General features: G+C 58.3%; 25 protein-coding genes. 2 read left to right on the top strand and 23 right to left on the bottom strand.

The window, feature by feature from the left end:
* Positions 1-705 (bottom strand): metal-dependent transcriptional regulator, encoded by a 705-nt coding sequence (locus JDEN_RS10010; RefSeq protein WP_015772255.1) that lies wholly within the window; start codon positions 703-705, stop codon positions 1-3.
* Between the two features lie 169 nt (positions 706-874).
* Here JDEN_RS10010 and serC point away from each other — a divergent pair, with 169 nt between their 5' ends.
* Positions 875-1993: a phosphoserine transaminase gene (serC, locus tag JDEN_RS10015; RefSeq protein ID WP_015772256.1), complete on the top strand. Its 1119-nt coding sequence runs from the start codon at positions 875-877 to the stop codon at positions 1991-1993.
* Here the strand turns inward: serC and JDEN_RS10020 are convergent.
* The 3 genes from JDEN_RS10020 to manA form a co-directional block, all read right to left on the bottom strand.
* A complete protein-coding gene (locus JDEN_RS10020) occupies positions 1990-3342 on the bottom strand; it encodes an MFS transporter (protein WP_015772257.1) in 1353 nt (450 codons plus the stop codon). The genes serC and JDEN_RS10020 overlap by 4 nt on opposite strands.
* A complete protein-coding gene (locus JDEN_RS10025) occupies positions 3339-3779 on the bottom strand; it encodes a MarR family winged helix-turn-helix transcriptional regulator (protein ID WP_015772258.1) in 441 nt (146 codons plus the stop codon). Before JDEN_RS10025 ends, JDEN_RS10020 begins: the two co-directional genes overlap by 4 nt.
* Positions 3780-3854: 75 nt before the next feature.
* On the bottom strand, positions 3855-5135 hold the full coding sequence (manA, locus tag JDEN_RS10030; protein WP_105597258.1) for a mannose-6-phosphate isomerase, class I: 1281 nt from the start codon (positions 5133-5135) through the stop codon (positions 3855-3857).
* A gap of 421 nt (positions 5136-5556) precedes the next feature.
* Between manA and JDEN_RS10035 the strand changes: the two genes are divergently transcribed.
* The gene (locus tag JDEN_RS10035) at positions 5557-6741 is read left to right on the top strand and encodes a methyl-accepting chemotaxis protein (protein ID WP_015772261.1); all 1185 of its coding nucleotides are present in this window, start codon (positions 5557-5559) and stop codon (positions 6739-6741) included.
* Positions 6742-6859: 118 nt separating this feature from the next.
* Here JDEN_RS10035 and JDEN_RS10040 read toward each other — a convergent pair whose 3' ends face one another.
* The 19 genes from JDEN_RS10040 to JDEN_RS10130 form a co-directional block, all read right to left on the bottom strand.
* The gene (locus JDEN_RS10040) at positions 6860-8410 is read right to left on the bottom strand and encodes an NCS2 family permease (RefSeq protein WP_041288451.1); all 1551 of its coding nucleotides are present in this window, start codon (positions 8408-8410) and stop codon (positions 6860-6862) included.
* 124 nt (positions 8411-8534) lie between these two features.
* Entirely contained in the window at positions 8535-9041 is a 507-nt protein-coding gene (locus JDEN_RS10045; RefSeq protein ID WP_015772263.1) for a hypothetical protein, read from the bottom strand.
* Entirely contained in the window at positions 9038-9400 is a 363-nt protein-coding gene (locus tag JDEN_RS10050) for a response regulator (protein WP_015772264.1), read from the bottom strand. The genes JDEN_RS10045 and JDEN_RS10050 overlap by 4 nt, the downstream gene beginning before the upstream one ends.
* A gap of 15 nt (positions 9401-9415) precedes the next feature.
* Complete coding sequence (locus tag JDEN_RS10055) at positions 9416-9904, bottom strand: chemotaxis protein CheX (RefSeq protein WP_015772265.1); 489 nt, start codon at positions 9902-9904, stop codon at positions 9416-9418.
* Positions 9901-10284 (bottom strand): response regulator, encoded by a 384-nt coding sequence (locus JDEN_RS10060; protein ID WP_015772266.1) that lies wholly within the window; start codon positions 10282-10284, stop codon positions 9901-9903. Before JDEN_RS10060 ends, JDEN_RS10055 begins: the two co-directional genes overlap by 4 nt.
* A gap of 1 nt (position 10285) precedes the next feature.
* The gene (locus JDEN_RS10065; RefSeq protein ID WP_015772267.1) at positions 10286-11116 is read right to left on the bottom strand and encodes a CheR family methyltransferase; all 831 of its coding nucleotides are present in this window, start codon (positions 11114-11116) and stop codon (positions 10286-10288) included.
* On the bottom strand, positions 11113-12270 hold the full coding sequence (locus tag JDEN_RS10070; protein WP_015772268.1) for a protein-glutamate methylesterase/protein-glutamine glutaminase: 1158 nt from the start codon (positions 12268-12270) through the stop codon (positions 11113-11115). The genes JDEN_RS10065 and JDEN_RS10070 overlap by 4 nt, the downstream gene beginning before the upstream one ends.
* Positions 12271-12407: 137 nt before the next feature.
* Positions 12408-12830: a chemotaxis protein CheW gene (locus JDEN_RS10075; RefSeq protein ID WP_015772269.1), complete on the bottom strand. Its 423-nt coding sequence runs from the start codon at positions 12828-12830 to the stop codon at positions 12408-12410.
* A complete protein-coding gene (locus JDEN_RS10080; RefSeq protein ID WP_226926560.1) occupies positions 12830-15211 on the bottom strand; it encodes a chemotaxis protein CheA in 2382 nt (793 codons plus the stop codon). Before JDEN_RS10080 ends, JDEN_RS10075 begins: the two co-directional genes overlap by 1 nt.
* Positions 15212-15310: 99 nt before the next feature.
* On the bottom strand, positions 15311-15589 hold the full coding sequence (gene csrA / locus JDEN_RS10085; RefSeq protein WP_015772271.1) for a carbon storage regulator CsrA: 279 nt from the start codon (positions 15587-15589) through the stop codon (positions 15311-15313).
* Positions 15590-15599: 10 nt separating this feature from the next.
* A complete protein-coding gene (locus tag JDEN_RS13855) occupies positions 15600-17021 on the bottom strand; it encodes a hypothetical protein (protein ID WP_015772272.1) in 1422 nt (473 codons plus the stop codon).
* Positions 16999-19062 (bottom strand): flagellar biosynthesis protein FlhA, encoded by a 2064-nt coding sequence (gene flhA, locus JDEN_RS10095; protein WP_015772273.1) that lies wholly within the window; start codon positions 19060-19062, stop codon positions 16999-17001. Before flhA ends, JDEN_RS13855 begins: the two co-directional genes overlap by 23 nt.
* Complete coding sequence (locus JDEN_RS10100; RefSeq protein ID WP_015772274.1) at positions 19049-20191, bottom strand: EscU/YscU/HrcU family type III secretion system export apparatus switch protein; 1143 nt, start codon at positions 20189-20191, stop codon at positions 19049-19051. The genes flhA and JDEN_RS10100 overlap by 14 nt, the downstream gene beginning before the upstream one ends.
* Positions 20188-20949, bottom strand: coding sequence for a flagellar biosynthetic protein FliR (gene fliR / locus JDEN_RS10105; protein WP_015772275.1), 762 nt, complete (start codon positions 20947-20949; stop codon positions 20188-20190). The genes JDEN_RS10100 and fliR overlap by 4 nt, the downstream gene beginning before the upstream one ends.
* 1 nt (position 20950) lies before the next feature.
* A complete protein-coding gene (gene fliQ / locus JDEN_RS10110) occupies positions 20951-21223 on the bottom strand; it encodes a flagellar biosynthesis protein FliQ (RefSeq protein ID WP_015772276.1) in 273 nt (90 codons plus the stop codon).
* Between the two features lie 9 nt (positions 21224-21232).
* Positions 21233-22063, bottom strand: a complete 831-nt coding sequence (fliP, locus tag JDEN_RS10115; RefSeq protein ID WP_015772277.1) for a flagellar type III secretion system pore protein FliP — start codon at positions 22061-22063, stop codon at positions 21233-21235.
* 5 nt (positions 22064-22068) lie between these two features.
* Positions 22069-22692: a flagellar biosynthetic protein FliO gene (locus JDEN_RS10120; protein ID WP_015772278.1), complete on the bottom strand. Its 624-nt coding sequence runs from the start codon at positions 22690-22692 to the stop codon at positions 22069-22071.
* A complete protein-coding gene (gene fliN / locus JDEN_RS10125) occupies positions 22692-23471 on the bottom strand; it encodes a flagellar motor switch protein FliN (protein ID WP_015772279.1) in 780 nt (259 codons plus the stop codon). Before fliN ends, JDEN_RS10120 begins: the two co-directional genes overlap by 1 nt.
* The gene (locus tag JDEN_RS10130) at positions 23471-24397 is read right to left on the bottom strand and encodes a flagellar motor switch protein FliM (RefSeq protein WP_015772280.1); all 927 of its coding nucleotides are present in this window, start codon (positions 24395-24397) and stop codon (positions 23471-23473) included. Before JDEN_RS10130 ends, fliN begins: the two co-directional genes overlap by 1 nt.
* Between the last annotated feature and the right edge of the window lie 68 nt (positions 24398-24465).

The following is a 24465-nucleotide window of genomic DNA, read 5'->3' on the forward strand; positions in this document are numbered from 1 at the left end:
TCACGCGACAGCCACAAAAATGTGACGTGCGACATCCTGAGGAATATCTAGCAGGATCGGCGCACCAATCCCCTGCACCGCCACCACCCCATAATCTGAAGCAGTGAGCGTGACCTGCGCACCAGGGGTGACCCCCGCATCGTGAAGCCGCCCCAATAAATCACTATCGGTCTGAACAGGCTCACCCAACCGCACAATGGTCACCACCTGACCGGCCGCTGGTTCCCGCATGACCCGATCCGTCAGCGACACCACGCCATCAAGGAACGCTTCCGGCTCATCACCCACACCAATCTCAGCCAGACCAGGAATGGGGTTGCCGTATGGGGAATACCGTGGTGAGTTCAACAACTGCACCAGCCGCTCTTCAACGCGTTCTGACATGACATGCTCCCACCGGCACGCCTCGTCGTGAACGAACTCCCACTCCAGCCCAATAACATCGGTGAGTAGACGCTCCGCAAGCCGGTGCTTACGCATCACACGAGTTGCTTTGGCCTGCCCTAAGTCGGTGAGTTCTAGATGGCGGTCACCAGAGACATACAACAACCCATCACGTTCCATCCGAGCAACCGTTTGGGACACGGTTGGACCTGAGTGGCCTAAGCGCTCAGCAATCCGCGCCCGCAAGGGGACAATCCCCTCCTCCGCCAACTCATAAATCGTCCGCAGGTACATTTCCGTGGTGTCAATGAGATCGCTCACAACACTGTCCCTTCATCTGTCCGCTTATGCTCCTAAGCATGCCATGAAACCGTTTCACTTCCGCGAAAGACTGCCCGCATCCACCTCGACCAGTCCCCACCCCGCTGAATCCTGCATCACCATCCGAACAACAGTCCTTCCCCCACCTGACGCGCGATACAGTAGCCCTGTGACGCACACCATCAGCATCCCAGCGGCCCTTCTTCCCAGCGACGGCCGGTTTGGCTCTGGCCCATCGAAGGTTCGCAGTGAACAACTGGACGCCCTCAACACCACAGGGCGGCACATTCTAGGCACCTCACACAGGCAGTCTCCGGTAAAGAACCTCGTGGGACACATCCAGTCCGGTTTGCTGGAAATGTTCGATGCGCCGGAGGGGTACGAAGTTCTGCTCGGCAACGGCGGGTCCACTGCCCTCTGGGATGCGCTCACCTTCTCGTTCGTGCAAGACCGCGCTGCACACGCAGTGTTTGGAGAGTTTGGATCCAAGTTCGCCAACTCGACGAACAAAGCTCCCTTTCTCCAACCCTCAGCGATCACCACATATTCCCCAGGCGCGGCCGGGCTTCCAGAGGCCACACCGGATGCTGACGTGTACGCGTGGCCACACAACGAAACATCAACCGGTGCGATGGCCCCCATCCACCGGGTGAGTGACAACGGCCTCATGGTCGTTGACGCAACCTCCGCGGCTGGCGGACTCCCCGTCGACCTCACTGCGACCGACATGTACTACTTTGCGCCGCAGAAATCCTTCGCCGCAGATGGCGGTTTGTGGTTGTCCTTTGCGTCGCCTGCCGCTATTGAACGCATCGAGCGTGTTGCCGCCACCGAACGGTGGATTCCCGACTTCCTCTCCCTGAGCATCGCAGTCACCAACTCGCGCGCCCAGCAAACCCTCAACACTCCCGCACTGGCGACCCTTGTTCTCCTCGCAGAGCAAATCGACTGGTTTAACCGCAACGGGGGTCTTGCCTGGGCCACTGATCGGACAGCAACATCGGCGCGCATCATTGACCAATGGGTTGAATCACGCTCTTATACAACCCCTTTTGTCGCCGACCTCGCTCACCGGTCACGGGTCGTAGCAACCATCGACTTCTCGCAGGAGGTTGATGCCGCACGCGTCGCTCGAGTGCTCCGCGAACATGGGATCGTCGACATTGAGCCCTACCGCAAACTGGGCCGCAACCAGTTACGTGTTGCGTTGTTCCCCGCAATCGAACCCGCTGACGTTGAAGCACTCACCCAGTGCATCGACTACGTCGTCGAGGCCCTTGCCGACTAAGACACCTGCTTGTGTTGCAGCTGCTGCACACGCATCGCGTCTGCAGTCTGTTCACGCTGTTCACGGTCGCGTTCTAAGGTTCCGTCACGGTCCGCATCGTAGATCACTTCCAAATGCGGACGGCGATCCCAGGTGTATTCCACCCGGTAATTCCAATGACGTTTGGTCCACAGTGCTGCTGACAGTGACACGGCAATTGCCGTGATCGCCCCAACGCCCACACCCCAGCGGGCACCAAACACTTCGGCAATCCACCCCACAATGGGGGAGCCTACCGGAGTAGCCCCGACAAACACGACGAGGTACAAGGCCATGACTCGGCCACGCATCTCAGGTTCCACGGACATCTGGATCGTCGAGTTCGCGGCCGTCATCATGGTCAAGGAGAAGAACCCCACCGGGATCGACATGAGGGCATACAGTTCGTAGGTGGGCATCAGCGCCATCACCCCAGCGAACACACCAAACATGAAGGCTGCCCCGATCACAAGACGCACCCGCGGCCGGGTACGACGAGCGGCAACCAGAGCGCCGGACAGGGATCCGATCGCGAGGATGGACCCTAAAATCCCGTACCCGGCAGCGTCTTTCCCGAATACTTCCGTTGCCATCAGTGCTGACGTCAGTTGGAAATTCAGCCCAAAGGTCGACACCACACACGCAATCACCATAATGACAAGAATGTCTGAGCGGTGGCGCACGTAGCGGATTCCTTCCCGGATTTGCCCACGCGAGCGGGCTGCACGGGGTGTGCGTTGCAGTTCGCGTTGACGCATCCGAGACATCGCCCAAATAGTTGCAGCGAAGGACACCCCGTTGATAATGAACGCCCACCCGCTTCCCACAGCAGCAATAAGAAGACCAGCTACGCCTGGGCCAATGAGGCGGGCAGCGTTAAACGATGCGGAGTTCAAACCGACAGCATTGGCGAGTCGCTCCGCTGGCACCATTTCTGACACAAACACCTGGCGGGCAGGATTATCAAAGGCCGCCACACAACCCAGGAGGAACGCAAACACGTAGACGTGCCAGAGTTCGACAATCCCAGTGAGGGTGAAAACTCCCAGCAAGGTAGCCAACAACCCCATGAGCCCTTGGGTTGTCATCAGCAGCTTCCGGCGGTCGACTCGGTCGGCGAGGAGCCCTGCGTAGGGCGATAGAAAGAGAACGGGAAGGAACTGGAGTCCGGTGACAAAGCCGACCGCTGTTCCTGAGTTGTTGGTCAGTTCTGTCAGGACTAGCCAATCCTGAGCGATGCGCTGCATCCACGTTCCCACGTTGGCAACAAGGGCGGCAGCAAACCATATTCGATAGTTGTAGTACTTCAGTGACGCAAAAGTGGGGCTCATGTATGTCCAGATATTCGTGACAGCAGTTCGCTGGCTTGTGCGAGGATCTGCCGCTCATTGGGGGTGAGGGTGGCTAACTGTTGTGTGAGCCAGGCGTCCCGGCGTCTGCGGGTCACCGCAATTTCGTTGGCGCCTTGGTCCGTCAGTGCAACCACAACTTGCCGCCGGTCAATCTCGCTGCCGAGTTTCTCCGCAAAGCCCAGTTCACACAATGCGTTGACTGTGCGGGTCATTGATGGTGGTTTTACACCCTCAAGTTCCGCGAGCGCGCCTGGTGTCATGGGCCCAAATTTGTTGAGCGCGGTGAGGACAATGAACTGGTGTTCAGGTAGTTCGGCTTCTCCTCGTTCGCGGCGCAGGCGTCGGACGATGCGGCTGGCTGCGACGCGGATATCCCCAGCGAGGGTTGCGGGGCGGTGGTTTTTGGTTGGGCTCACAGATCTTTACTTTAACTCATTACCTTAAGTAAAGATACCGATTCATGGGATGACCCGTGTCACGCTCGGTTGCGGTTATGGAACGTAACTGACAGCCACCGACCCACCACCGCTCAACGCCACACTCCCCACCCCGTGTGGTACAAACGCTGATTGGCCAGCCGTCAATGTTCCCAACTCGCCCAGTGCGTGAGAGATCGTTACGCTCCCGTTCAAACACACAACGATGCGCGGCCCCGTATGGGTGATCAGAGCACCATGCGCAGCATCCCCATACACCAACCCGAACTCTGGGGTCCCCACCCGGTAGTCCGTGAGCCCACCGGGCACCGGCCGTAGCGAAGGGCGTACCGGAGGCTCGGCAGTGAAATCCGTGCACGCCATCAACTCGGGAACATCCACGTGTTTTGTTGTCAGCCCTGCACGCAACACATTGTCGGAGTTCGCCATGATCTCCACCCCCAACCCATGGAGGTAGGCGTGAATTTGACCAGCACGCAGGAACACTGCCTCACCTGGTTGCAGCGAAAACCGGTTGAGCAACAACGACATCAACATGCCCGGATCACCCGGATATGCTTTCGCCAATTCCAACGCCGTGACATGGCCACGCGACACGCGGCGCCCAGCGCCACGTTCCGCATCGACAAACCGTTGCAGCGACTCCGTGGCAACGGTCAATTCCTCCAACGCATCCGTGTCACGCAGTCCAGCTGCCAGCTCAAACGCCGCGCGCAGCCGGTCATCAGACAGACCAGGCCCCGCCAACACCTCACGCATCGCTTGAACAGTAGGGCCCTGGACTGGCTCCAACAGTTCTCCCGCACGCTGTGGCCGACGAAACCCGCTGAGCCCCTCAAATGGCGTCAACGCAACAATCAACTCCGGTTTATGCTGGTCATCCTTATACAGGCGCTCCGGCGCCAACCGATCCACCCCAGCACGATTCTCCCGAGCAAACCCCGCACGCGCCTGGTGCGGTTTCGGGTGAACCTGAAGCGACAACGGCCCCGCAGCAGCTAACACCTTCAACAAATACGGCAGCCGCGGACCAAAAACATCCGCAACATTCTCACCCACCATAAAATGCGGATCAGACGCGATGAGATCACCCAGTGCCACACCACTCGCGTCCGGCCCCACCCGCACAGACGCCGGAACCGCATCACGCCACGTCGGGGGAACCTGAGCAATACAACGCGCCACACTCGGAGCTGACTCGTGAGCCCCCAACCACAACTCAGCGGCCGGTCGCCCTGACGGCTGCCAACCAAAAGCATCAAAAATAGCGCGCTGCGACCCCCACGCATATTCCTGAAGCGTGTTCGTCAGCCGGTACACCGTATGTCTTGCCACGGTTCGATCTTAGGCGACTCCCCGTGAACACGAAGGGAATCTACGTAACGCCAATGTGTCGGCTAGCCAAACATTACCCTCCACTTTGCCGCCCGAACACTATCCACGTGGAAACCTTTCACCCCAACTCGCCGCCACATTTTGCTCACACTTTTTCCCAAAACGCCGATCAACAGGGCAGTGGACAGTGACGTATCACCGCCCGCCAACAACTGCATCGCCGCACACGTTCCTCGTGGGCACACTGCGGCACCAAGACCGGGTACCACCACCGCGATCACGCTACGCGTGTCCCCCTTCGACGGCGGTGATACCCAGCATGTGCGACGGTCACCCCCCTGCAGACCGTCGCACATGCACCCTGTCCTGGCCCAAGCAACAACCGTTGCCCCGCCACCCCCTCGACCCAATCGGAGTACCGATGAGCCAGACCTCAACCGTTGAGGACGCCCCACGCCAAGCGTGGACCGACCGCCCCATCTTCGTGAAGATCCTCACGGTCGTCTTCATCATGTTCCTCACCACCGTCGCCGTGACCATCATGGCTGTCTCTGTGATCACCAATCACGGCGGTTCCGCCAGCGAAACGATGAGCATCGTCCTGACAGCGCTCATCGGTGTTGTGATTGCCAGTATCTTCGCCCTCAAGATCGCCAAGAAAATTGAACAGCGACTCGCCAACGTCGGTGCCGCACTCGCTGCCGCAGGGGATGGCGACTTCACCGCCGCAACAAGCACCACTGGCCGCGATGAAATCGGACAGCTTGCAGCTGACCTTCGCCGCACCCAAGCAAACCTGCGCGACCTTGTCGCCGGCATCGCACACTCCGCGGAAACCATCGCCCAATCCACCCAAGGGCTCTCCGCCGGGTCCGACCAGGTGCGCTCCACATCACAAGACACCTCATCCCAAGCCGAGGTTGCCGCCTCCGCAGCAGAACAAGTGTCCCGCAACATCCAAACCGTGGCTGCAGGCGCAGAACAAATGGGGGCCAGTATCCGCGAAATCGCTCAAAGCTCCAGCGAAGCAGCCAACGTCGCCGCCAACGCACAAGGAGTTGCAGCATCCACCAATGAACGTGTCGCCCGCCTCGGACAATCGTCCGCAGAAATCGGCAACGTCATCAAACTCATCACCTCCATCGCCGAACAAACCAACCTTCTTGCCCTCAACGCCACCATCGAAGCGGCACGCGCAGGAGAAGCAGGAAAAGGGTTTGCAGTTGTGGCATCAGAGGTCAAAGACCTCGCTGGTGAATCAGCACGCGCCGCCGAAGACATCGCCCGCCGTATCGAAGCGATCCAAGCCGACACTCAAGACACCGTCGCAGCGATCAGCGAAATCTCGGGAATTGTCAATACCATCAACGACTACCAGCTGACCATCGCCTCCGCCGTGGAAGAGCAAACCTCCACCACAACGGAAATGTCACGCTCTGTCACCGACGCAGCAACTGGATCCACGGACATCGCAACCAACATTGCTCAAGTCGCCAGCGCATCGGCAAGCAACGCCGACACCGTCACTGACATGACCCAATCCGTCAGCGACCTCGTCCACCTGGCATCCGACCTACGAAACCAGGTTGCCCGCTTCACCGTCTAACGCCCACCGGTGTGCCGCACACGTCGGCCAGCGGCACACCAGGAAACAACCGCCAAGCACAAGCGGGCGGCAGGAGACACACAGTCCCTGCCGCCCGCTTGATGTCTGTGCAGATGCGCTAGCCCACCAGCAGATCCTGAATTGGTCCAAGCACGAAGTAAATGATGAACATCGCGGTGGTCACCCACATGAGTGGGTGGATCTCTCGACCCTTGCCCTTCACAATCTTGATGATGACCCACACCAGGAAGCCCATCCCAATGCCGTCGGTGATCGAGTAGGTGAACGGCATCACAATCATCGTGAGGAACGCTGGGACGGCGATCTCATAGTCACTCCACTTGATGCCTGTCACCTGGGTCATCATGAGGAACCCAACAAACACGAGCGCCGGTGTTGCCGCCTCATAGGGCACCAACTGAACCACCGGGGCAAACAGCGTCGACAGCAAGAACGCTAACCCGGTCACAATGGGGGCAAGCCCTGTTCGGGCACCCTCCCCCACGCCAGATGCTGACTCAATAAATGCCGTGTTCGACGACACCGACCCGGCACCACCAGCAATTGCGCCCAGAGAGTCGACAACCAGAATACGTTGAATGTTTGGCGGGTTGCCTTCCTTATCGAGCAACCCGGCTTCACCACCCACCGCGACCATCGTGCCCATGGTGTCAAAGAAGTCCGCAAGCAACAGAGAAAACACCAACAGAACGACCGCAACGATCCCGATCTTGCCGAACGACCCAAACAACGAGAACTGACCAAGTAATGAGAAGTCTGGAATCTGCACCCAGGAATCAGGAAGGGCAGGAGCATTGAGGTTCCAGCCTGCCGGGTTATCCCCAGCGCCAGTCCCTTGGTTCTTCGCACCAATCTCTAAGGTCTGCTCTAGCACGACAGCAAGAACCGTGGCCCCAAGGATCGACCACAGCATCGCCCCGCGAACCTTCCGCGCCGTCAAGATGATGATGGCCAAAAGCCCCAAGAAGAAGACCAGCATGGGCAATGAATCAATGGACTTGGATGTCCCCAACTGAACCGGGGTTCCCGGTTGGTTGCCCGGTACGTAGTCAAACATTGCCGGAGTAGTCACGACGCCCGCATTGACCAACCCGATGAACGCAATGAACAAACCAATGCCCACCGAGATAGCGGTCTTCAGCCCTGCTGGCACCGCGCGAAACACTGCCGTCCGGAACCCGGTCAAGACCAGGACAAGAATGACGATCCCCTCAAGGACCACCAAACCCATCCCGTCCACCCAGGTCATCCCCGGCATCTTCACGATCGTGTACGCAACCAAAGCGTTCAAACCAAGGCCAGCCGCCAAGGCGATGGGGAAGTTAGCAACCGCTCCCATGGTGATCGACAACACCCCCGCTATGAGCGCTGTGGCAGCTGCAATTAAGGGAATACCAGCGCCAGCAGCTGTTGGGTCACCGGTGGCCAGTTCAGCCCCCAAAAAAGCACCCGTTGAGTCAGGGGTAAGCCCCAGAATCAACGGGTTCAAAATAATGATGTAACTCATTGCGAAGAAGGTGACGAGCCCACCGCGGATTTCGCGGCCGAGCGTCGAGCCTCGCTCTGAGATGTGATAGGTGCGGTCAAGGAAGCCAGAGAAACCGGACGCAGGAGGTTTCTGCGTGGTCTGGGAGGAGGTGTTCGCCATGAGCATATATTCTGCCCGAAATTTCCACGACCTCTTAACAACGTCTCACCATGAGGGCAGGAAAAAGCCCCGTAACCCACTGGGTCACAGGGCTCTGACCTGCACACAAACGCAAAAATAACAGTTACAGCACAAGCACCGAAAGCGTCCCGCGACCATACCCGGACACATCAATATGCAAGTCCAAGCGAGGCACGTACGCCTTCACCCACGGCGCGAGGTCTCCTGGCAACGGAGTCTGCGCAGGGTGGATAGTCCCCAACCTCAAATGCGGGTATCCCTCACGGTTAAACAACGCAGCAGTGACATTGAGGACCTCACCCACGGTTTCAAAGATCATGTCGTTGAGTTCGCCCTCCTGCATGACCTCTTTCGAGACTGCAGCAGGCATCAACGCAAGAGCCGCACCCAAATTGGCGGCCGCACCAAGATCAAGCACCACCAGTGCGTTGAGCTGTAAGTTATCCGTCAAATACTCTGCAACGACCGCACCACCTGGACCTTCAGGGTCAACCATGGGGGCGCCCGTGCGTACGTCCACGGTCCGCCCCAGCAGGCCCTCAAAGAGTTCCCGCGTCTGCTGGGCAGACGGCAAGGGGGACTTCAGCTGCTGTGCGAACGGGTTTGTCATACGAGCACCGGACCTATCGCTTCCTGGAATGTTTCTGCGGTAAACGGCTTAGCAATGAGAAAAAGCGCACCAGCCTGATCAGCTTGTGCCCGCATCTCCGGGGACCCCTCAGAGGTGACAAAACCAAATGGCACCTGGTTTCCCGCCTGACGCAACGCAATGAGCGCTTCAAGGCCTGTTGCGTTGGGCATGTTCCAATCCGACAGTACCAAATCTGGGTTGTTGTCGAGGGTCATGTCATACAGTTCCTGACCATCGGTCGCCTCGAGAATGTCCCAGTCCTCATAGCCCGCTTGGCGCAGGGTGCGGATGACGATCTGACGCATGACGCGGCTGTCATCAGCAACAATAACACGCATAAGTCAACTCCACCTTCACTTATCGGTTGTGGGTAGTAGCCACAGAGTGACGACGAGGACGTGCTCCCGCCAATCAATAGCTAAGTCTTGAAGAAACTGGGCGTCAGCAAGCTCAGGAGCGTTATCTGCCACCTGAGGCAACGACAGTTTCGCCGTGGCGTCCAGGAGCGACTTCACGTTGCCCCCTACCACGTTCGCAATTTCGCCAAACGCATCAACCAGATCCTCGCGAGTAACTTCCTCACCCGCAGGGAGCATGAGCAGACCCGTGGTGATGTCGCGACCAGCGGCCATCGATGTGTTCACCACCGCACGCACGCTAATCTCACCAAAGTCAGTCACCGCGTGCATATCAACCCATGCGGCAAGGGGTTCCTCAAACGCAGGAACGGGTTCGAACCGCTCGAAAGCGAGTTCCTCACCCGCGTCAAGCATTGCTGCAAAGACGTCCTGGGTGATGGACAGAATCTGAACTCTGTCCACGGAGGTGGCTGTGCTGGTCATGCTGGCTCCTTTGCGGGCAGGACACCAAGGAAATCGAGCTTCTGCACGATCGCCTCAGGGGTAAAGGGTTTGATGAGGTATTCGTGAGCGCCGGCAGCAAGTGCCCGAACAATTTGTCCGTGTTCAGACTCCGTGGTGATCATCATGAGGGTGACGTCACGCCACTCGGCGCGGGCTCGCACTTCCTTCACGTAGGTCAGACCATCCATGACCGGCATGTTCCAGTCGATGCAGCACAGGGTAATGTCAGATTCGGACTCCATCACCTCAAGCGCTTCCTGCCCGTCACCGGCCTCCAGGGTTTCGAACCCGAGGTTCTTCAGGACCCCAGACACAATGCGCCGCATCGTACGGGAGTCGTCGATCACAAGTGCTTTCATGTCACTTCCCTACTGTGTTCTGGTAGATCGAGCTGCGCCCTACTTGGACTCGGGTCCACGAGTCATCGACGCCGACGGTCGTTTCTGCGGCCCCCAAAATGAGGTAGCCACCAGGCTTCAAGACTTTGCGCACCTTGGCGAGCACGTCGCGTTTCACCTGGACATCAAAGTAGATGAGCACATTGCGAAGGAACACCACATCAAACGGTCCACCCATGGGTGGGTGGTCCAACAGGTTGTGGCGGGTAAAGCGCACCATCGACCGGATGTCCTTGCTCAGCGCCCATTCCGCCCCGTCCCGTTCAAAGTGGCGTACCAGGTGTGTTGCTGGTAGACCGCGGTTCACTTCCAATTGGGAGTATCGGCCGCGTTGGGCTTTTCCTAGAACTTCCTGGTTGAGATCGGTGGCGATAATCTCCGTGATGGGTTTGGGCCCAGACTGAGCAGTGAACCAGTCAGTGAGAACCATGGCAATGGAATAAGGTTCCTGCCCCGTTGAACAGGCTGCGCTCCATACTTTGAGTGTGCCAAGCATCCCTCGTTGAGCTTTAAGGTCGGGAAGGATGTGGTCGGTCAGCGCAGTGAACGGTTGATTGTCACGGAACCACGACGTTTCATTGGTGGTCAACGCTTCGACAATGCGTTCGGCTTCAGAGTGTGACAGCCGTGAGCGTTGCTCGGCAAGGTACTGTTCCACGGTTTTGCCGTGGGAGCGAGCAATGGGTGTCAGTCGCGATTCGACGAGGTATTCCTTGCCTGGGGCAAGGTTGATGGCGCTTTTTGTGCGCACGAGCGTCGCGACGAAGGAGAAGCTCTCCTGGGTCAGCGTCATAGTGCTCCCCCTTTGTGTGGTGTGCTGGGCGCCTTTGTCCGGGCGAGGATCGCCTGGATCGCGGGCCCAATCTCAGCGATCGGGAGAATGCGGTGTGCATATCCGGCGGTCGCGGTTGCGCCGGGCATCCCCCAGACCACTGATGTCTGTTGATCCTGAACGATGACGGTTCCGCCTGCTTGGGCGATGTCACCAGCCCCATTTTTTCCGTCTGAGCCCATTCCGGTGAGGATGACAGAGAGGAGCTCGGGTCCATACACGGTGTGAGCGGAGCGGAACATCACGTCCACAGAGGGGCGGCAGAAGTTCACCGGAGGGCCTTGGGTGAGCCGGGTGTACACCCCGTTGTCGTGGTAGGACAGTTCAAGGTGGTAGTCACCCGGAGCGATGTAAATGTGCCCCGGGGCAAGTCGGGCACGGTCGGATGCTTCACTGACCGTGTTCGGGGTGAGGCGATCTAGTCGTGCGGCAAGCTGCCGCGTGAACACAGGCGGCATGTGTTGGGTGATGATCATTGGCACTGGCAGTGGCTGGCTCAGTGATTTGATCATGGTAGATAGCGCTTCTGGGCCACCGGTGGAGGACCCCACAACCACAGCCCGGATAGGGTGAGAGTGTTCGTCGGTGCGAGTGGTCACCGAGGATTGGCGGAAGCTCGCGTGAGCGGTTGCTTGCGCCAGTTGCCCCGGCGCAACTGGTGAACCAGGGCGTTTCGTGACGCCACCACGGCTCGTGCGGGTGGTGGCTTTGTGAGGGACGAGCGCCTTGATTTTGGGGATGAGCTGGTCGGCGACAACCTTGAGTGATTCATGGAGCGAGCCAACGTTGGAAGGCTTTGTCACATAGTCAGAGGCACCAGCGGTTAACGCATCAAGGGTGGCCGTGGCACCACGTTCCGTCAGCGTAGAGAACATGATGATGGGGGTACGGCTCCCCTTCTTGCGCAACTCACGCACCGCATCGACACCATTCATTTCGGGCATCTCAATGTCCATGGTGATGGCGTCGGGCTGGTGTTGTTCCACGCGGGCGATCCCCAGTTTTCCGTTCGCGCCGGTGGCAACGACTTCAATGTCTGGGTCGGTTTCGAGGGCTTGGACAACCAGCCGTCGGATCACGACGGAGTCGTCAATAACAACAACTCTGATGCTCAACGGAGTGTCCTTTTCCAGTCGTGGGCGGGGGTGGGGCGGGGGTGGGGCATAAGGGGATAGACGATGCGCTCAATGCGATTCGTCTGGTGGGGTGGTGGCCCAGCCGTGGTCGGCTGGGCCACCGGGTGGTTCGGTGGTTACGCGGCTGCTAAAGCGCGATCCACGTCCAGGGTGAGCAGGAGCCCAGTGTCAAGCTTGAACGCCCCGGTGATGAGTTCACGGATGTGCGGGTCTAGGGTGTCAGGGGGTGTTTCGAAGTCTTCTTGTTCAAGGGTGAGGACTTCACCGACTTCGTCGACCAGCAGGGACACTGATTCTCCGTGAGTGTCCACAACGATCATCATGGACTCAGTGTCTTGAGACAGGGGCTCCAACCCAAGTTTGGGGCGCAGGTCCACGGTCATGACAACTTGTCCACGCAGGTTGACGAGCCCGGCGATCCCTTGTGGTGCTAGAGGAACAGGAGTGCGTGCATGGTGACCGAGGGTTTCTTCGATGCGGAGTACTTCAAGTCCGTAGAGCGCATCGGCAATGCGGAATGTGACGTATTGGGTGGACATCAGACACCTGCCAACTGGTGCTCGTGGGTGGATGGGGCATCGTAGAACTGTGGGTCCGCTGCGGTGAGCGCTGAGGGCAGATCAAGGAGTTCAGTGACTCGTCCTGACAGGACGAGGGACCCCAGGAGTCCTGCGTCAGCCACTTCAGAGCGGACGGCACCAGTGTCGTTGAGAATTTCGAGGATCTCTTCGACGTGGATGGCAACGGTGCGGTTGTCGTGAGTGAAGATAACCAGTTGGATTTCTTCAGCAGCACCGTCGGAGTACACCCCCAGGTACCGGCCGAGCCGTAGGACTGGAACAATGGAGTCACGGTATTGCATGACTTCGCGTCCAGCCACAGATTCGATACGGTCGGGGCTGATCTGTTCGAGTCGGGTGACCGCGTCGAGCGGGATGGCGACCCGTCTTGCTTCACCGATTGACACAACAAGGTACTCGGTGGTGTCGCTTGAGGTGGTGGTTGCTTCCTCAATGATGCGTGCACCAAGGACGTCTGCGCCTTCTGCGTTCAAAGAACGTCGAGTAATCGCCTGGATGTCGAGGATGAGCGCCACTGCTCCGTCACCCATGAGGGTTGCACCAGCATAGATTCCAATGTTCTTCAGCGCCGTGGCCAGTGGTTTTACAACGATTTCTTCGTTGTTCATGACCTTGTCTACGACGAGACCAAAACGTTGGTTGTCGGCTTGGAGCACAGCGATGACGGCGGTTCCTTCGTTGTCGTCCGTTTTCCCAAGGACGCGTGAGAGGCGAACCAGTGGAAGTAGTGCCCCACGAAGTCGGTACACCTCAGCGGACCCGATGTGCTCGATCGCGGATTTCGTTTTTTCCGTGTCGAGCGCAACGAGTTCTTGGAGGTTCACTTGAGGGATCGCATAGATTTCGTTGCCTGATTGCACGGTGAGCGCCGGCATAATGGCCAGTGTCAGAGGGATGCGAAGACGCCAGGTGGTGCCGCGTCCTACTTCTGACTCAACTTCAACTGCTCCGCCGATTGCTTCAATATTGGAGCGAACAACGTCCATACCGACACCACGCCCGGAGACGTTGGTGACGTGTGCGGCGGTGGAGAACCCGGCGAGGAACACGAGGTTCTGGATTTCGCTGGGTGTCATTTGGTCGAGTTGTTCGGCGGTTTTCAGTCCCCGTTCGACTGCTTTGGCCGCAACTTTTTCCGGATCGATTCCGGCACCGTCATCGATGACTTCGACCATGACCTGACCAGATGCGTGGTAGGCGCGCAAGGTGAGGGCACCGGTGCGTGGTTTTCCTACCTCAACACGTCGTTCTGGTGCTTCGATTCCGTGGTCGATAGCGTTACGCACGAGGTGGGTGAGCGGATCTTTGACTGATTCGAGTAGAGACCGGTCAAGTTCGGTATCTCCACCGACCATGTCGAGTCGGACGTCTCGTTTGCAGGCGGCTGCGAGGTCGCGGACAACGCGAGGCATCTTGGACCAGATGTGCTCAATGGGCTGCATCCGGGTTTTCATAACCCCTTCTTGCAGTTCCGAAGCGATAAGTGACAACCGTTGAGAGGAGCGCAGGAGGTCACCGGAGTCGAATCCGGCGAGCTGAGAAATTTGGTTGCGGACCAGGACGAGCTCTCCCACTTGCCGCATGAGTTCATCGAGGAGATCAACGTCCACGCGGATGGAGGAGTCTGAGGTGACTCGCCGTTCGGTGAGGGTGGGGGTGGCCGGTGCCGTTTCTGGGCTGGCTGCTGTTTGTCGTGTCACGATGCCCGTCGCCTGGGGTGTGGGGTCGGTGAGAGTAACCGGTCCATCCTGCGCGTGTGCGACAACCGATGCGGGAGCTGGTTCCGGGGTGGGTGCAGCGGGCGGTTCGGTGGCGATCACGGGGGTGGGGTCCGGGGTGGGGGAAGCACTGTCCGTTGCCGGGATGGTGTCCGCACTGAGATCGACTGCGTCCGTGGGGGTGGGGCTGTCGGCGTCAGTGTTGTCTGCTTCTGGGGTCGCGGGGGCGGCTCCTGGCAGTGGCTTGTTGTCGAGGGTTGCTTGGATGGCGGCAACCGTGTCGGTCGTGTCGAGGCCGGCTTCGGTGCCTGTCTCTTCAAGTTGAGTGAGCAGTGCCCGAATGGTGTCGACCATCATGAGGAGGACGTCAGCGGTTTGCTTGTCCATGTCTCGTTTGCCGTCACGTAGTTCGACGAGGAGGTTCTCGCCAACGTGTGCGACTGCTTCGAGGTTTGACAGGGCGAGGAAGCCACTTGTCCCTTTGATGGTGTGAATGGTCCGGAACACGGAGCTCAGCAGCTCACGTGATCCTGGTTCACTTTCGAGTGCTACGAGATCTTGATCCAGTTGATCGAGGTTTTCGTTGCTCTCGATCAGGAATTCCCGGACAATCTCATCCATGCCGTCCAATGGCAACCTCCTCAATCGGGTCGGGCATTCATTGCCCGACACCAAAGGAGATCGGCTAGATTGACAACATCATGAGTGAAAGATCAACGATCAGTTGTGGCCTTCACCCGCCTGGGGGCGCGGCGTGGGCGGTGGGGTTCCTAGGGCCTGGAGAAGTTTGTCGCGTGCGTCATCTGCTTGCGCTGCGCTGACGGCTGCGGACTCGTTGGATGCGGTGACCGCTTCGACGACTTCTGCCCGGTGGATGCTGGTGGAACGGGGGGCTTCGATCCCTAACCGGACGCCGTCGCCACGTGTGTCAATGACGGTGATGACAATGTCATCACCGATGAGGAGTTTCTCTCCGACGCGTCGACTCAAAACCAGCATGCTTCTGAGGTTACCCTGAAACTGCCCGTTCATCCCACAGCACTGGTGGGAGCGCTTGGCTCAACGCCGCACCCCAGACCACCGAATCTGCTGGATATCCGTCAATTCGGGCGACGGGGATTCTGAGGTGGAGAATCGCTCCTGGCGTGGCTGCTTGCCGCATGTGCCAGACGTGCAGCGCATCGATACTCACTTCTTGTGTGATCTCTTCCACCCACCGGCGTGTTCCCGCGATGTCTTGATCTGCGAGCGCGACAGCACACGTGTAGTCAGGATCGAAGGCTTCGAGGATTTTTTTGGCTCGGTACCAGTCGGTGGCGTCGTTGCCGATTCCTACTGCGACAACGACGGGGGTTTCGTCGACGCGTGCGTGGGCACGCAGGTCACGGGCTGATTTTGCGGTGAGTACGAGGGGGCCGAAGCGGACAACGGATTCGTGGCGTCCTGCCGTTGCGATGTCTTTGTCGTCGAGGCCGAGGTCACGCGCAAGTTCTTGGGCGACGCGAATGCACTGGTGTGATGGGCCGACCACGGCGATGATGGCGTCGTTGTCGTATGGGGGTGGTGGCGCGGTGGGCACTGTTTCCAACAGGGTGGACATGGTGAGAGTGGGGACGTTGATGGTTCCGTCGCGCTGGCGGGTGACCCCAGTGTGTCCGGCAAGGGTGAGGGCTGCTGACACGTGGGTGTCGGGAATACCGATGCGCAGGAATTCGTCGGCGGGCAGTGCTTGGGCGCGGGCGGTGACTGCGGGGCGCCCGTTGAGTGTGGTGGGTGCGGGCGGTGTCGTGGGCGATGCGGCGGGTGTGGGTGCACTGGTGGGCGGGGCGTAAGCGGCAGCCCATGCGCCGCGTTGAGCGGCGTGGTGATCGTGTGCCGATGCGGGTGGGATGATTGTGCCCTGGTCGGTGAGCCGTGGTGGTGCTGGTGCCGCGGAGGACACGGTGGGGGCGGAGTTGGCGGTCCCGGGTTGTGCTGGTGGTGTGCCGGGGTGGAATGGTGTGAATCGGGAGTCGTCGTCAAGGACGCGTCCGGCAGGTTCGGTGAGTCCCACTGCGTGGTGGAGTGATTCCATGACAGCCGAGAAGTGCGGGGATTCCACGCCACGTGTGGGGGGCTGGTTGGTTGACCCCGGCTGGTGGTTCACTGCCTGGGCGGGGCTGCCACTGGCGGGAGCGTTGCGGGTGAGGATGGGCGGGAGAATGGGGTCGTCATCTGAGGCTTGCGCAAGCCGTTGGGCTAGGGTGTTTCCCGCATCGTACGTTGTTCCTGGGGTGAAGGTCACCCGGAACACTTCGCGGGCGAAAAACCCGCCCACTCCTCCGGTTCGCACCCGTTCCACGTTATTGACGTGCACATCTCCATATTCTGCGTATATCTCACGCATGAGGTCATCAAGTTGAGTGCCTTCACGCTGCAATGGCGTCGACATCTCTGACCACCCCTACTGTTTCGATGCGGATTCCCGATCCTGTGACCTCAGGGTAGGACATCACGGCCGCTTCAGCATGCTGCAACGTCACCAGGTGGTACAACGCGGGACGGATGGAGGGCGCGCAGACGAGGACCACTTGTGCGCCAGATGCTTCACCTTGGGTGCGTGCGGTGGTGTAGGACCGCAGAAATGCGTCAAGGCGGCGCTGTTCAAGGAGGATTTGTGATCCTTCATCTGAGGTGCGTAGTCCTTCAAGGAGTGCTTGTTCAAAGACCGGGTCGATGGTGATGACCCGCAAAATCCCATCACGCACGTAGCGTGCTGTGATGGACGGCGAAATTGCGAGGCGTGCAGTTTCGATGAGCACTTCAGGGTTTGTGGTGGCTTTTGCTTTGAGAGAGAGCGCCTCGTAAATGCGACCCAGGTCGCGGATGGGGACTTGCTCGGTCAGGAGTCCTTGCAGGACTCGTTGTATTTCACCCAGAGACATGGACCCGGGGGTGAGTTCTTCAACAACTGATGGGTTAATCGCTTTGACGCCTTCAGTAAGGAGGCGCACGTCTTCACGGGAAAGCAACCGCGATGCGTTTTGTGAAATCAGGGCTGACATGTGCGTGATCAAGACAGACACCCGGTCGATCACGGTTGCGCCAGCCATTTCGGCAGCGAAGCGCATTTGTTCTGGCACCCATTTCCCGGTCAGACCAAAGACGGGTTCGACCACGGTGTCACCGGGAAGCGAGTCAAGTTCGTCACCTAACGCAAGGACTCTCCCCTGGGGAAGCTCACCGCGGGCAACTTCCACCCCGGACACTTTCAACACATAGTGCGAGGGCGGTAGTTCGACGGAGTCACGGGTACGTACCGGGGGCACAACGATCCCCAGGTCGAATGCGATTTTACGCCGCAGCCCGCGGATTCGGGCCAGGAGGTCGTCGTCACGTGAGGAGTTCACGAGGTCCACAAGGTCAGTTGCCAGCTGGATCTCTAAGGTAGGCACCCGCATGTCTTCAATGAGTTTTTCCGGGGTGTCTTGAGCTGGTCCGCCTTGCGACTGCGCCTGAATTTCTTCCAACAGTGCGGCTTCTTTGTCTTTGCGTTCTTTATTTTTCACTTGCTGTGCCGCGATAAGCAGGAGTGCCCCAATGACGAAGAAAGGGAGCTTAGGCATGCCCGGTAGAATACCCAACGCAATGGCAGCGATCCCGGTAATCATCAAAGCAGGACGGGATTGTGATAACTGCCCTGATGTTGCTGAGGACAAGTCACCTTCTGCCGTGGAGCGGGTGACGATAATACCGGTGGATACCGACATCAGTAGCGCAGGAATTTGGGTGACAAGACCATCACCAATGGTCAGTAGTGAGTAGGTCTCGACTGCTTCTCCGGCAGACAAGCCACGTTGAGCTATTCCGATGATGATCCCACCGATGAGGTTGATCAGCGTGATCACAATCCCGGCGATCGCGTCACCTTTCACAAACTTTGAAGCACCATCCATTGCCCCGTAAAAATCAGCTTCAGCAGCGATTTCTTTCCGTCGGACCCGGGCTTGTTCGTCAGTAATGAGCCCCGCGTTCAAGTCCGCGTCAATGGCCATCTGCTTACCGGGCATTGCGTCCAAGGTGAAGCGGGCAGCAACCTCCGAGACACGCCCTGACCCGTTGGTAATCACCACAAACTGGATGACGACAAGGATTAAGAAAATCACTAACCCGATGACCAGTGAGGACCCCACGACAAAGTGCCCAAAAGCATCGATGACTTCCCCGGCATACCCATCACGCAGCACCAGTCGAGTGGACGCAACATTGAGCCCCAACCGGAACAGGGTTGCGATGAGCAGCAGCGACGGAAACACCGAAAAATCGAGGGGTTTCTTCACGTACATGGCGGTCAGCAAAATGACCAACCCCACCGTAATGTTCGTGACAATGAGGAAGTCAAGCAGTGGTGCCGGAATGGGCACAACCAACAACATGATGATGCCCACCACCCCGAGGGGAACTGCGAACTTCGCGAAATCACGGCTCTTCATCGGTGTCACTCCTAGGGTCATACATGTCGAGGGGGACGTCTGTGGGGGCGGGCATCGTTTTCACCGTGGCCATGGCCGCACCCCGCTGGCGCAGCAACATGACGAACGCGAGGACTTGAGCGACCGCAGTAAAAAGTGCAGGGGGGATCGGGTGGCCAATCTCGCAGTGTGCGTTCAGCGCACGCGCGAGGGGGATGTCACGCACTAGAGGAACGTCGTGGGCTTCTGCTTCCTCACGGATCCGTTGAGCAACCAGGTTCTTACCCTTCGCGACCAGTTTGGGTGCGCCCTCCCCCGCCACGTAGGTTAACGCCACTGCCACGTGCGTCGGGTTGACCACCACCACATCGGCGTCCGCAACTGAAGCGATCATGCGGTTGCGGGACATCGCTAGCTGGCGTGACCGGATCGCACCTTTCAACAGGGGGTCGCCTTCAGTGTTTTTGTTCTCGTCTTTGATTTCTTTTTTTGTCATTTTGGTTTTCTTGCGGTTACGTTTCATGACCACAACAACGTCGAGAATCGCTAACGCAATACCAGCAGCAACTGCTGTCCACATCAGTTGCATAAACTTCTCCGACGCATACCCCAAAACGGCACGCATCGTCAGAGCACCAGATTGTTGAATGACCGGGATCATCCCCTGGATGAGCAGGTACAACACCGCACCGATCACCACTGTTTTCAGGAGAGCTTTCACACCTTGCCACAGTGCCTGCATCCCAAACTTTTGCTTCATCCCCTTGATAAGGTTGAACTGTTTGAACGTTGGTTTCAGTTTTTTCGTCGCAATGTAATAGCCACCGACACCGTTTGCCAAAATTGCCGCAATAAACACCACGGCAAGCAGTGGCGCTAACGCCGGAAGAATACCAGCAAGCGCATCGCCTAACATGGGAACGACCAGCAACGGGTCCGGTGTTGACGCAATCGTAGAAATATTCATCAGCACGTCTTCGATGTGCTTTTCCACATTGCCAAAAACAAATGGCAACACTGCGGTTCCTGCCCCGATACCCGCCCAGGCAGACAAGTCTTGGGACTTTTGCAAACTGCCATCCTTGCGGACGTCCTTCATCCGCTTCGGGGTGGCTTCCTCAGTCCGTTCCTGGGACTGGTCATCGCTCACCGGATCACCTCCCATAAGCGTTCAATGGACGTGTTCGTTAACGCCTCAATGATGCGTGGGAAGGTCAAATACACCACCGACACAAGCGTAATCGTGAGGAATATTTTCAGTGGGAACGACAACACAAACACGTTCAATGCTGGCGCAACCCGGGAGAGCAACCCCATCCCCACATCAGCAAGTACCAACACGACAATGAGCGGACCCGCAATCTGGATGGCCGCCAAAAACAGATCCGTCAACCCGGTGGCAACGCTTTGGCCCATTCGGTCCATGTTGATTCCCCCAGCTAAGGGAGCAAACTCAAAGGACCGGATAAACCCACCCACAATGAGGTGATGCCCGTTGGAGGCAAAGAGCAACGCAAGAGCCGTCATTTGGAAAAGCCGGTACATTTGTGCGCCGTTGACCTGGTTCAACGGGTCAAACCCCTGAGCCATGGCAAACCCACCGGTCATGTCAATCATTCCACCAGCCGATTCCACAGCAGCAAACACCAGGTACACAATGAAGCCCAAACTTGCACCAATAACCACTTGTAGCCCCAGCGCAAGCATGTAAGTGCCAAAATTCTGCGCCGGAACCGCAGGGGTGATCGTGGGCGCAACAGCAAGGGCCATACCCAACGCGAGCATCATTTTCACGGTTGCCGGAAAAGACCGTGCAGAAAAAGGTGGGGCAATGACAAAAAACGCGATGAACCGAACCGACACGAGCATGACGGTTTCGATCGTGGCAGCTGACAAAGTAAGTGTCATATCAGCCTGCCAGCAGAGTCGGTATCCGGTTGAACATTTCGTTGGTAAAGGCGACGGTTTCCTCGATCATCCAGTGCCCAGAAATGTAAATCACAATGGCCACACCCAACGCCTTGGGTACAAAGGACAAGGTCACTTCTTGAACTTGTGTGATCGATTGCAAGAGAGAGATCGCAAATCCTACTGCCAGCGCAGTAATCAAAATAGGGGCGCACAGCTTCGCAGTGAGCCACAACGCTTGAAGCCCAATGTCTAAGACTGCGGTGGTATCCATCGTGCCCCCTTACCGGTAACTGCCTATGAGCGCGGTCACGATCAGCGACCAGCCATCGACAAGGACAAACAGTAGGAGCTTGAACGGCAACGAAATGATGATCGGTGGGAGCATCATCATTCCCAGAGACATCAGTGATGCGGAGATCACCAGGTCAATCACAAGAAAGGGCAGGAAGATGACAAACCCAATGATGAATGCGGCACGCAACTCAGACAGAAGGAACGCGGGAATGAGCGTCATCAGCGGAACAGACTGGGGGTCGGCGGGGTTTTCCGCCTCGGCAGCCCTCGTGATTAACGCAATATCAGATTCTCGCGTGTGCGCGAGCATGAAATCTCGCAGTGGTCCTGACCCTTGGTCCAGTGCACCAGCAAAGTCAAGGTCACCGGCGAGGAATGGTTGCACCGCAATGTCATTGATCGAGGTCAGGACCGGCCCCATGATGAAAATCGAGAGGAACAACGCGATTCCGGCGAGTACTTGGTTGGGCGGTACGGACTGGAGGCCCAGCGCGTTGCGGGTAATGGACAGCACAACAAGGATCTTCGTGAAACTTGTCATGAGCAGCAGCAGCGAAGGCGCCACTGACAGCAACGTGATACCCAGGAGCACAACAATAGAGGAGGTAGGACCATCGCCGCCTCCACCAATGTCAATGGAAATACCGTCATCAACTGGCGCAGCTGGGTCAGCCGGATCGACAAGGTCCGCGTGCGCGCCGGTGGCAGTCAAGACAAGGTGTGTGAGGGCGAGCGCAAGAACAACTGCGGTGAGCAGAAGCGCGCGGCCGATCCACCGACGTGCGGGGGAAACCGCAGTGTCGTGTGTGTGCTGCATGGATGTTACCGCCGAGGTGGTGTGAGCTGTGTGTGGGTTGCGGGACGACCAACACGAGCTGCCTTCATGGCGGCTTTGGCTTGACGCCAAGTATTGGGAGACAGGATAGATCCATCTATCCGTGATCGGGTGGGGTTGGTGTTCTTCACGAGTTGGTCGTGAAGTTCACGGTCAAAGTCGTCAGTCATGGTGACGTCTGGTGCAGCCTGCTCTGGTTGAGGCGTGACAGCAGAGTCTGTGGCGACTTCTTCAGAGGCTGTTGGGGCAGTGTCGTCTGCAGGGTGCGCACTGGTATGAAGGACTGTGGCGCCGCTGTCCGCAACGGACAGCACCAGGCGTTGCCCGTCGATGTCAACCACGACGAGTTGGACCTTGTTGGACAGCATGTGGCGTCCTGCAACCTGGATGGGTGACGGGCTGGCGGGCTTCCCTGGGGTGAACAATGTCCGTGCCCAACGGCGTGGAGACAGTAAGGAAGCACCTGCCGATGCGGCGCCTGGTGCGGGGGTGCCGCGCCGTATTCCTGGGTTGCGTTCGGCGTCTGCGAAGCGGCGGGACAACCACATAATGAGTCCCACAACGACAACGAGTGATGCGATGGCGCGAAGCACAACCTGGAGGGTGTCCATCAGGAGAAGACCTCTGTGGTGTCGATGATTTCTGTAACGCGTAGGCCGTAGTCTTCGTCGACGACAACAACTTCACCACGGGCAACGAGGTGACCATTGACGAGGAGGTCTGCGGGTGCACCCGCGACTCGGTCAAGTTCAACAATGGAACCGGGGGTCAGGTCAAGCACTTGCCGTACGGGGAGTTTTGCTCGCCCAATTTCAACGGTCAGAGTCATTTCGACGTCGTACAGGAGCCGAAGTTTGTCATCCCCTGTCCCACTTCCCATCATGGGTGGGGTGAAGGGGCGGATCTCAGGTTCGGTGGGGCTGGGTGCGCTTGGCTCTGCTTGTGCTGTGCGGGCGGAGGCTGCCGGAGATGGTTTCTCCACGGGTACATCCTCACGGTTATGGAAGGTGATCCACCCAACTGTGCTGTCCCCTGACTTGAGGGTGAAAGACACCGGGGCAATACCTTCAGTCAATGATGGCGCCTCGTCAAGGTCATTGATGATTCCTTGACCAAAATGCTGGGCGGCTGCCTCAAGAGCGGGACGCACAGCGGCACGAGTATTGATCTGTTCAGAGCTGTCACTCAACGCGTCGATGATGCCTTGGCCGAGGTAGAGGCCAAATGCGTAGTGTGTTGACCCGACTAGCTGGTAACCGTAAGTCACCATGCCTTCGGTCGCATCGGCAGCCGGTGGGACCGGGCTGAGAGCTGCGTGAAGTGGGGTTGCGTGTGGGATCAGTTCAACGAGGGCGTTGGCGCTGTCTTGGAATGTTTGCAGGGTGACCATCAGGACTCTCGGTGGGTGTCGGTGACCTTCACGGCCAGTTGTTTACCGTTATTACCAGGGACGCCGTGACCGATCGTGCGGCCTTCGACGACAATTCGGAGGGGCTTTGACGCGGCATGCCGCAGTTCGATGACGTCGCCCACAGCCATGTCGATAATGTCGCGCGGGCGCACGGTGATGGAGTTGAACCGCACCCCCACATCGACGGGGACATCGTTCATGGACAGTCGTAACCGTTCGAAGGACACACGCTGCTCTTCGCGTTGCGCGGCACTGGGGTCAGCTTCACCTTCGCCAACTTTCAGCGGGTTGAGCAGGGCATCGGCTGCGAACATCATGGTTGCAGCGCTCACTCGGTCACCGACGGTCAGGGAGTAGTTCGCCACAAGGACCGCTTCGGAAGCCGGGACCGCCTGAACAAATTGCGGGTTGTACTGCAGACCGCGGATTTTCGGGTTCATCGGGGTGATCGAGGAGAACGCATACCTCATGTCCGCAAGAGATGAATCAAGCAGCGACCGGAACAGCGCAGTCTCAATCTCAGTGAGTTCGCGAGGGTTTTCTTGCCGTTCGAGCCCCGGCCCACCAAGGAGATAGTCGAGCCACAGCATGGTGGTGTTACTAGGAATCTGTAACAGCGCTGTGGAGCGAGTTTCGTCTGCGGTAAACAGCACGAGTGTCGTGTGTGGATCGAGGGTCGCGATGTACTCGTCATAGGTGACCATTTCGAGTTTGTCTAACTCAATGGACGCCATGACCCGCAACCGTGACGTCAATTGGGTTGCCCATTGCCGGGCAAATGTTTCGCACGCCATCTCAACGATCCTCGCGTGTTCACGCGCGATCGTCATGGGCCGCCGGAAGTCATACCGTTCCGGGGGCCCTTTTCGGTGGCGTCGTGCCGTCGAGGTGTCAGATGCTGTCACGACTTGCCTGATCGGCCGCTACGGTGCGGCGTTTAGCATTTGGGTAGCACTGATTTCCGCGCTACCTG

This window comes from Jonesia denitrificans DSM 20603 (assembly GCF_000024065.1).
Lineage (GTDB): Bacteria > Actinomycetota > Actinomycetes > Actinomycetales > Cellulomonadaceae > Jonesia > Jonesia denitrificans.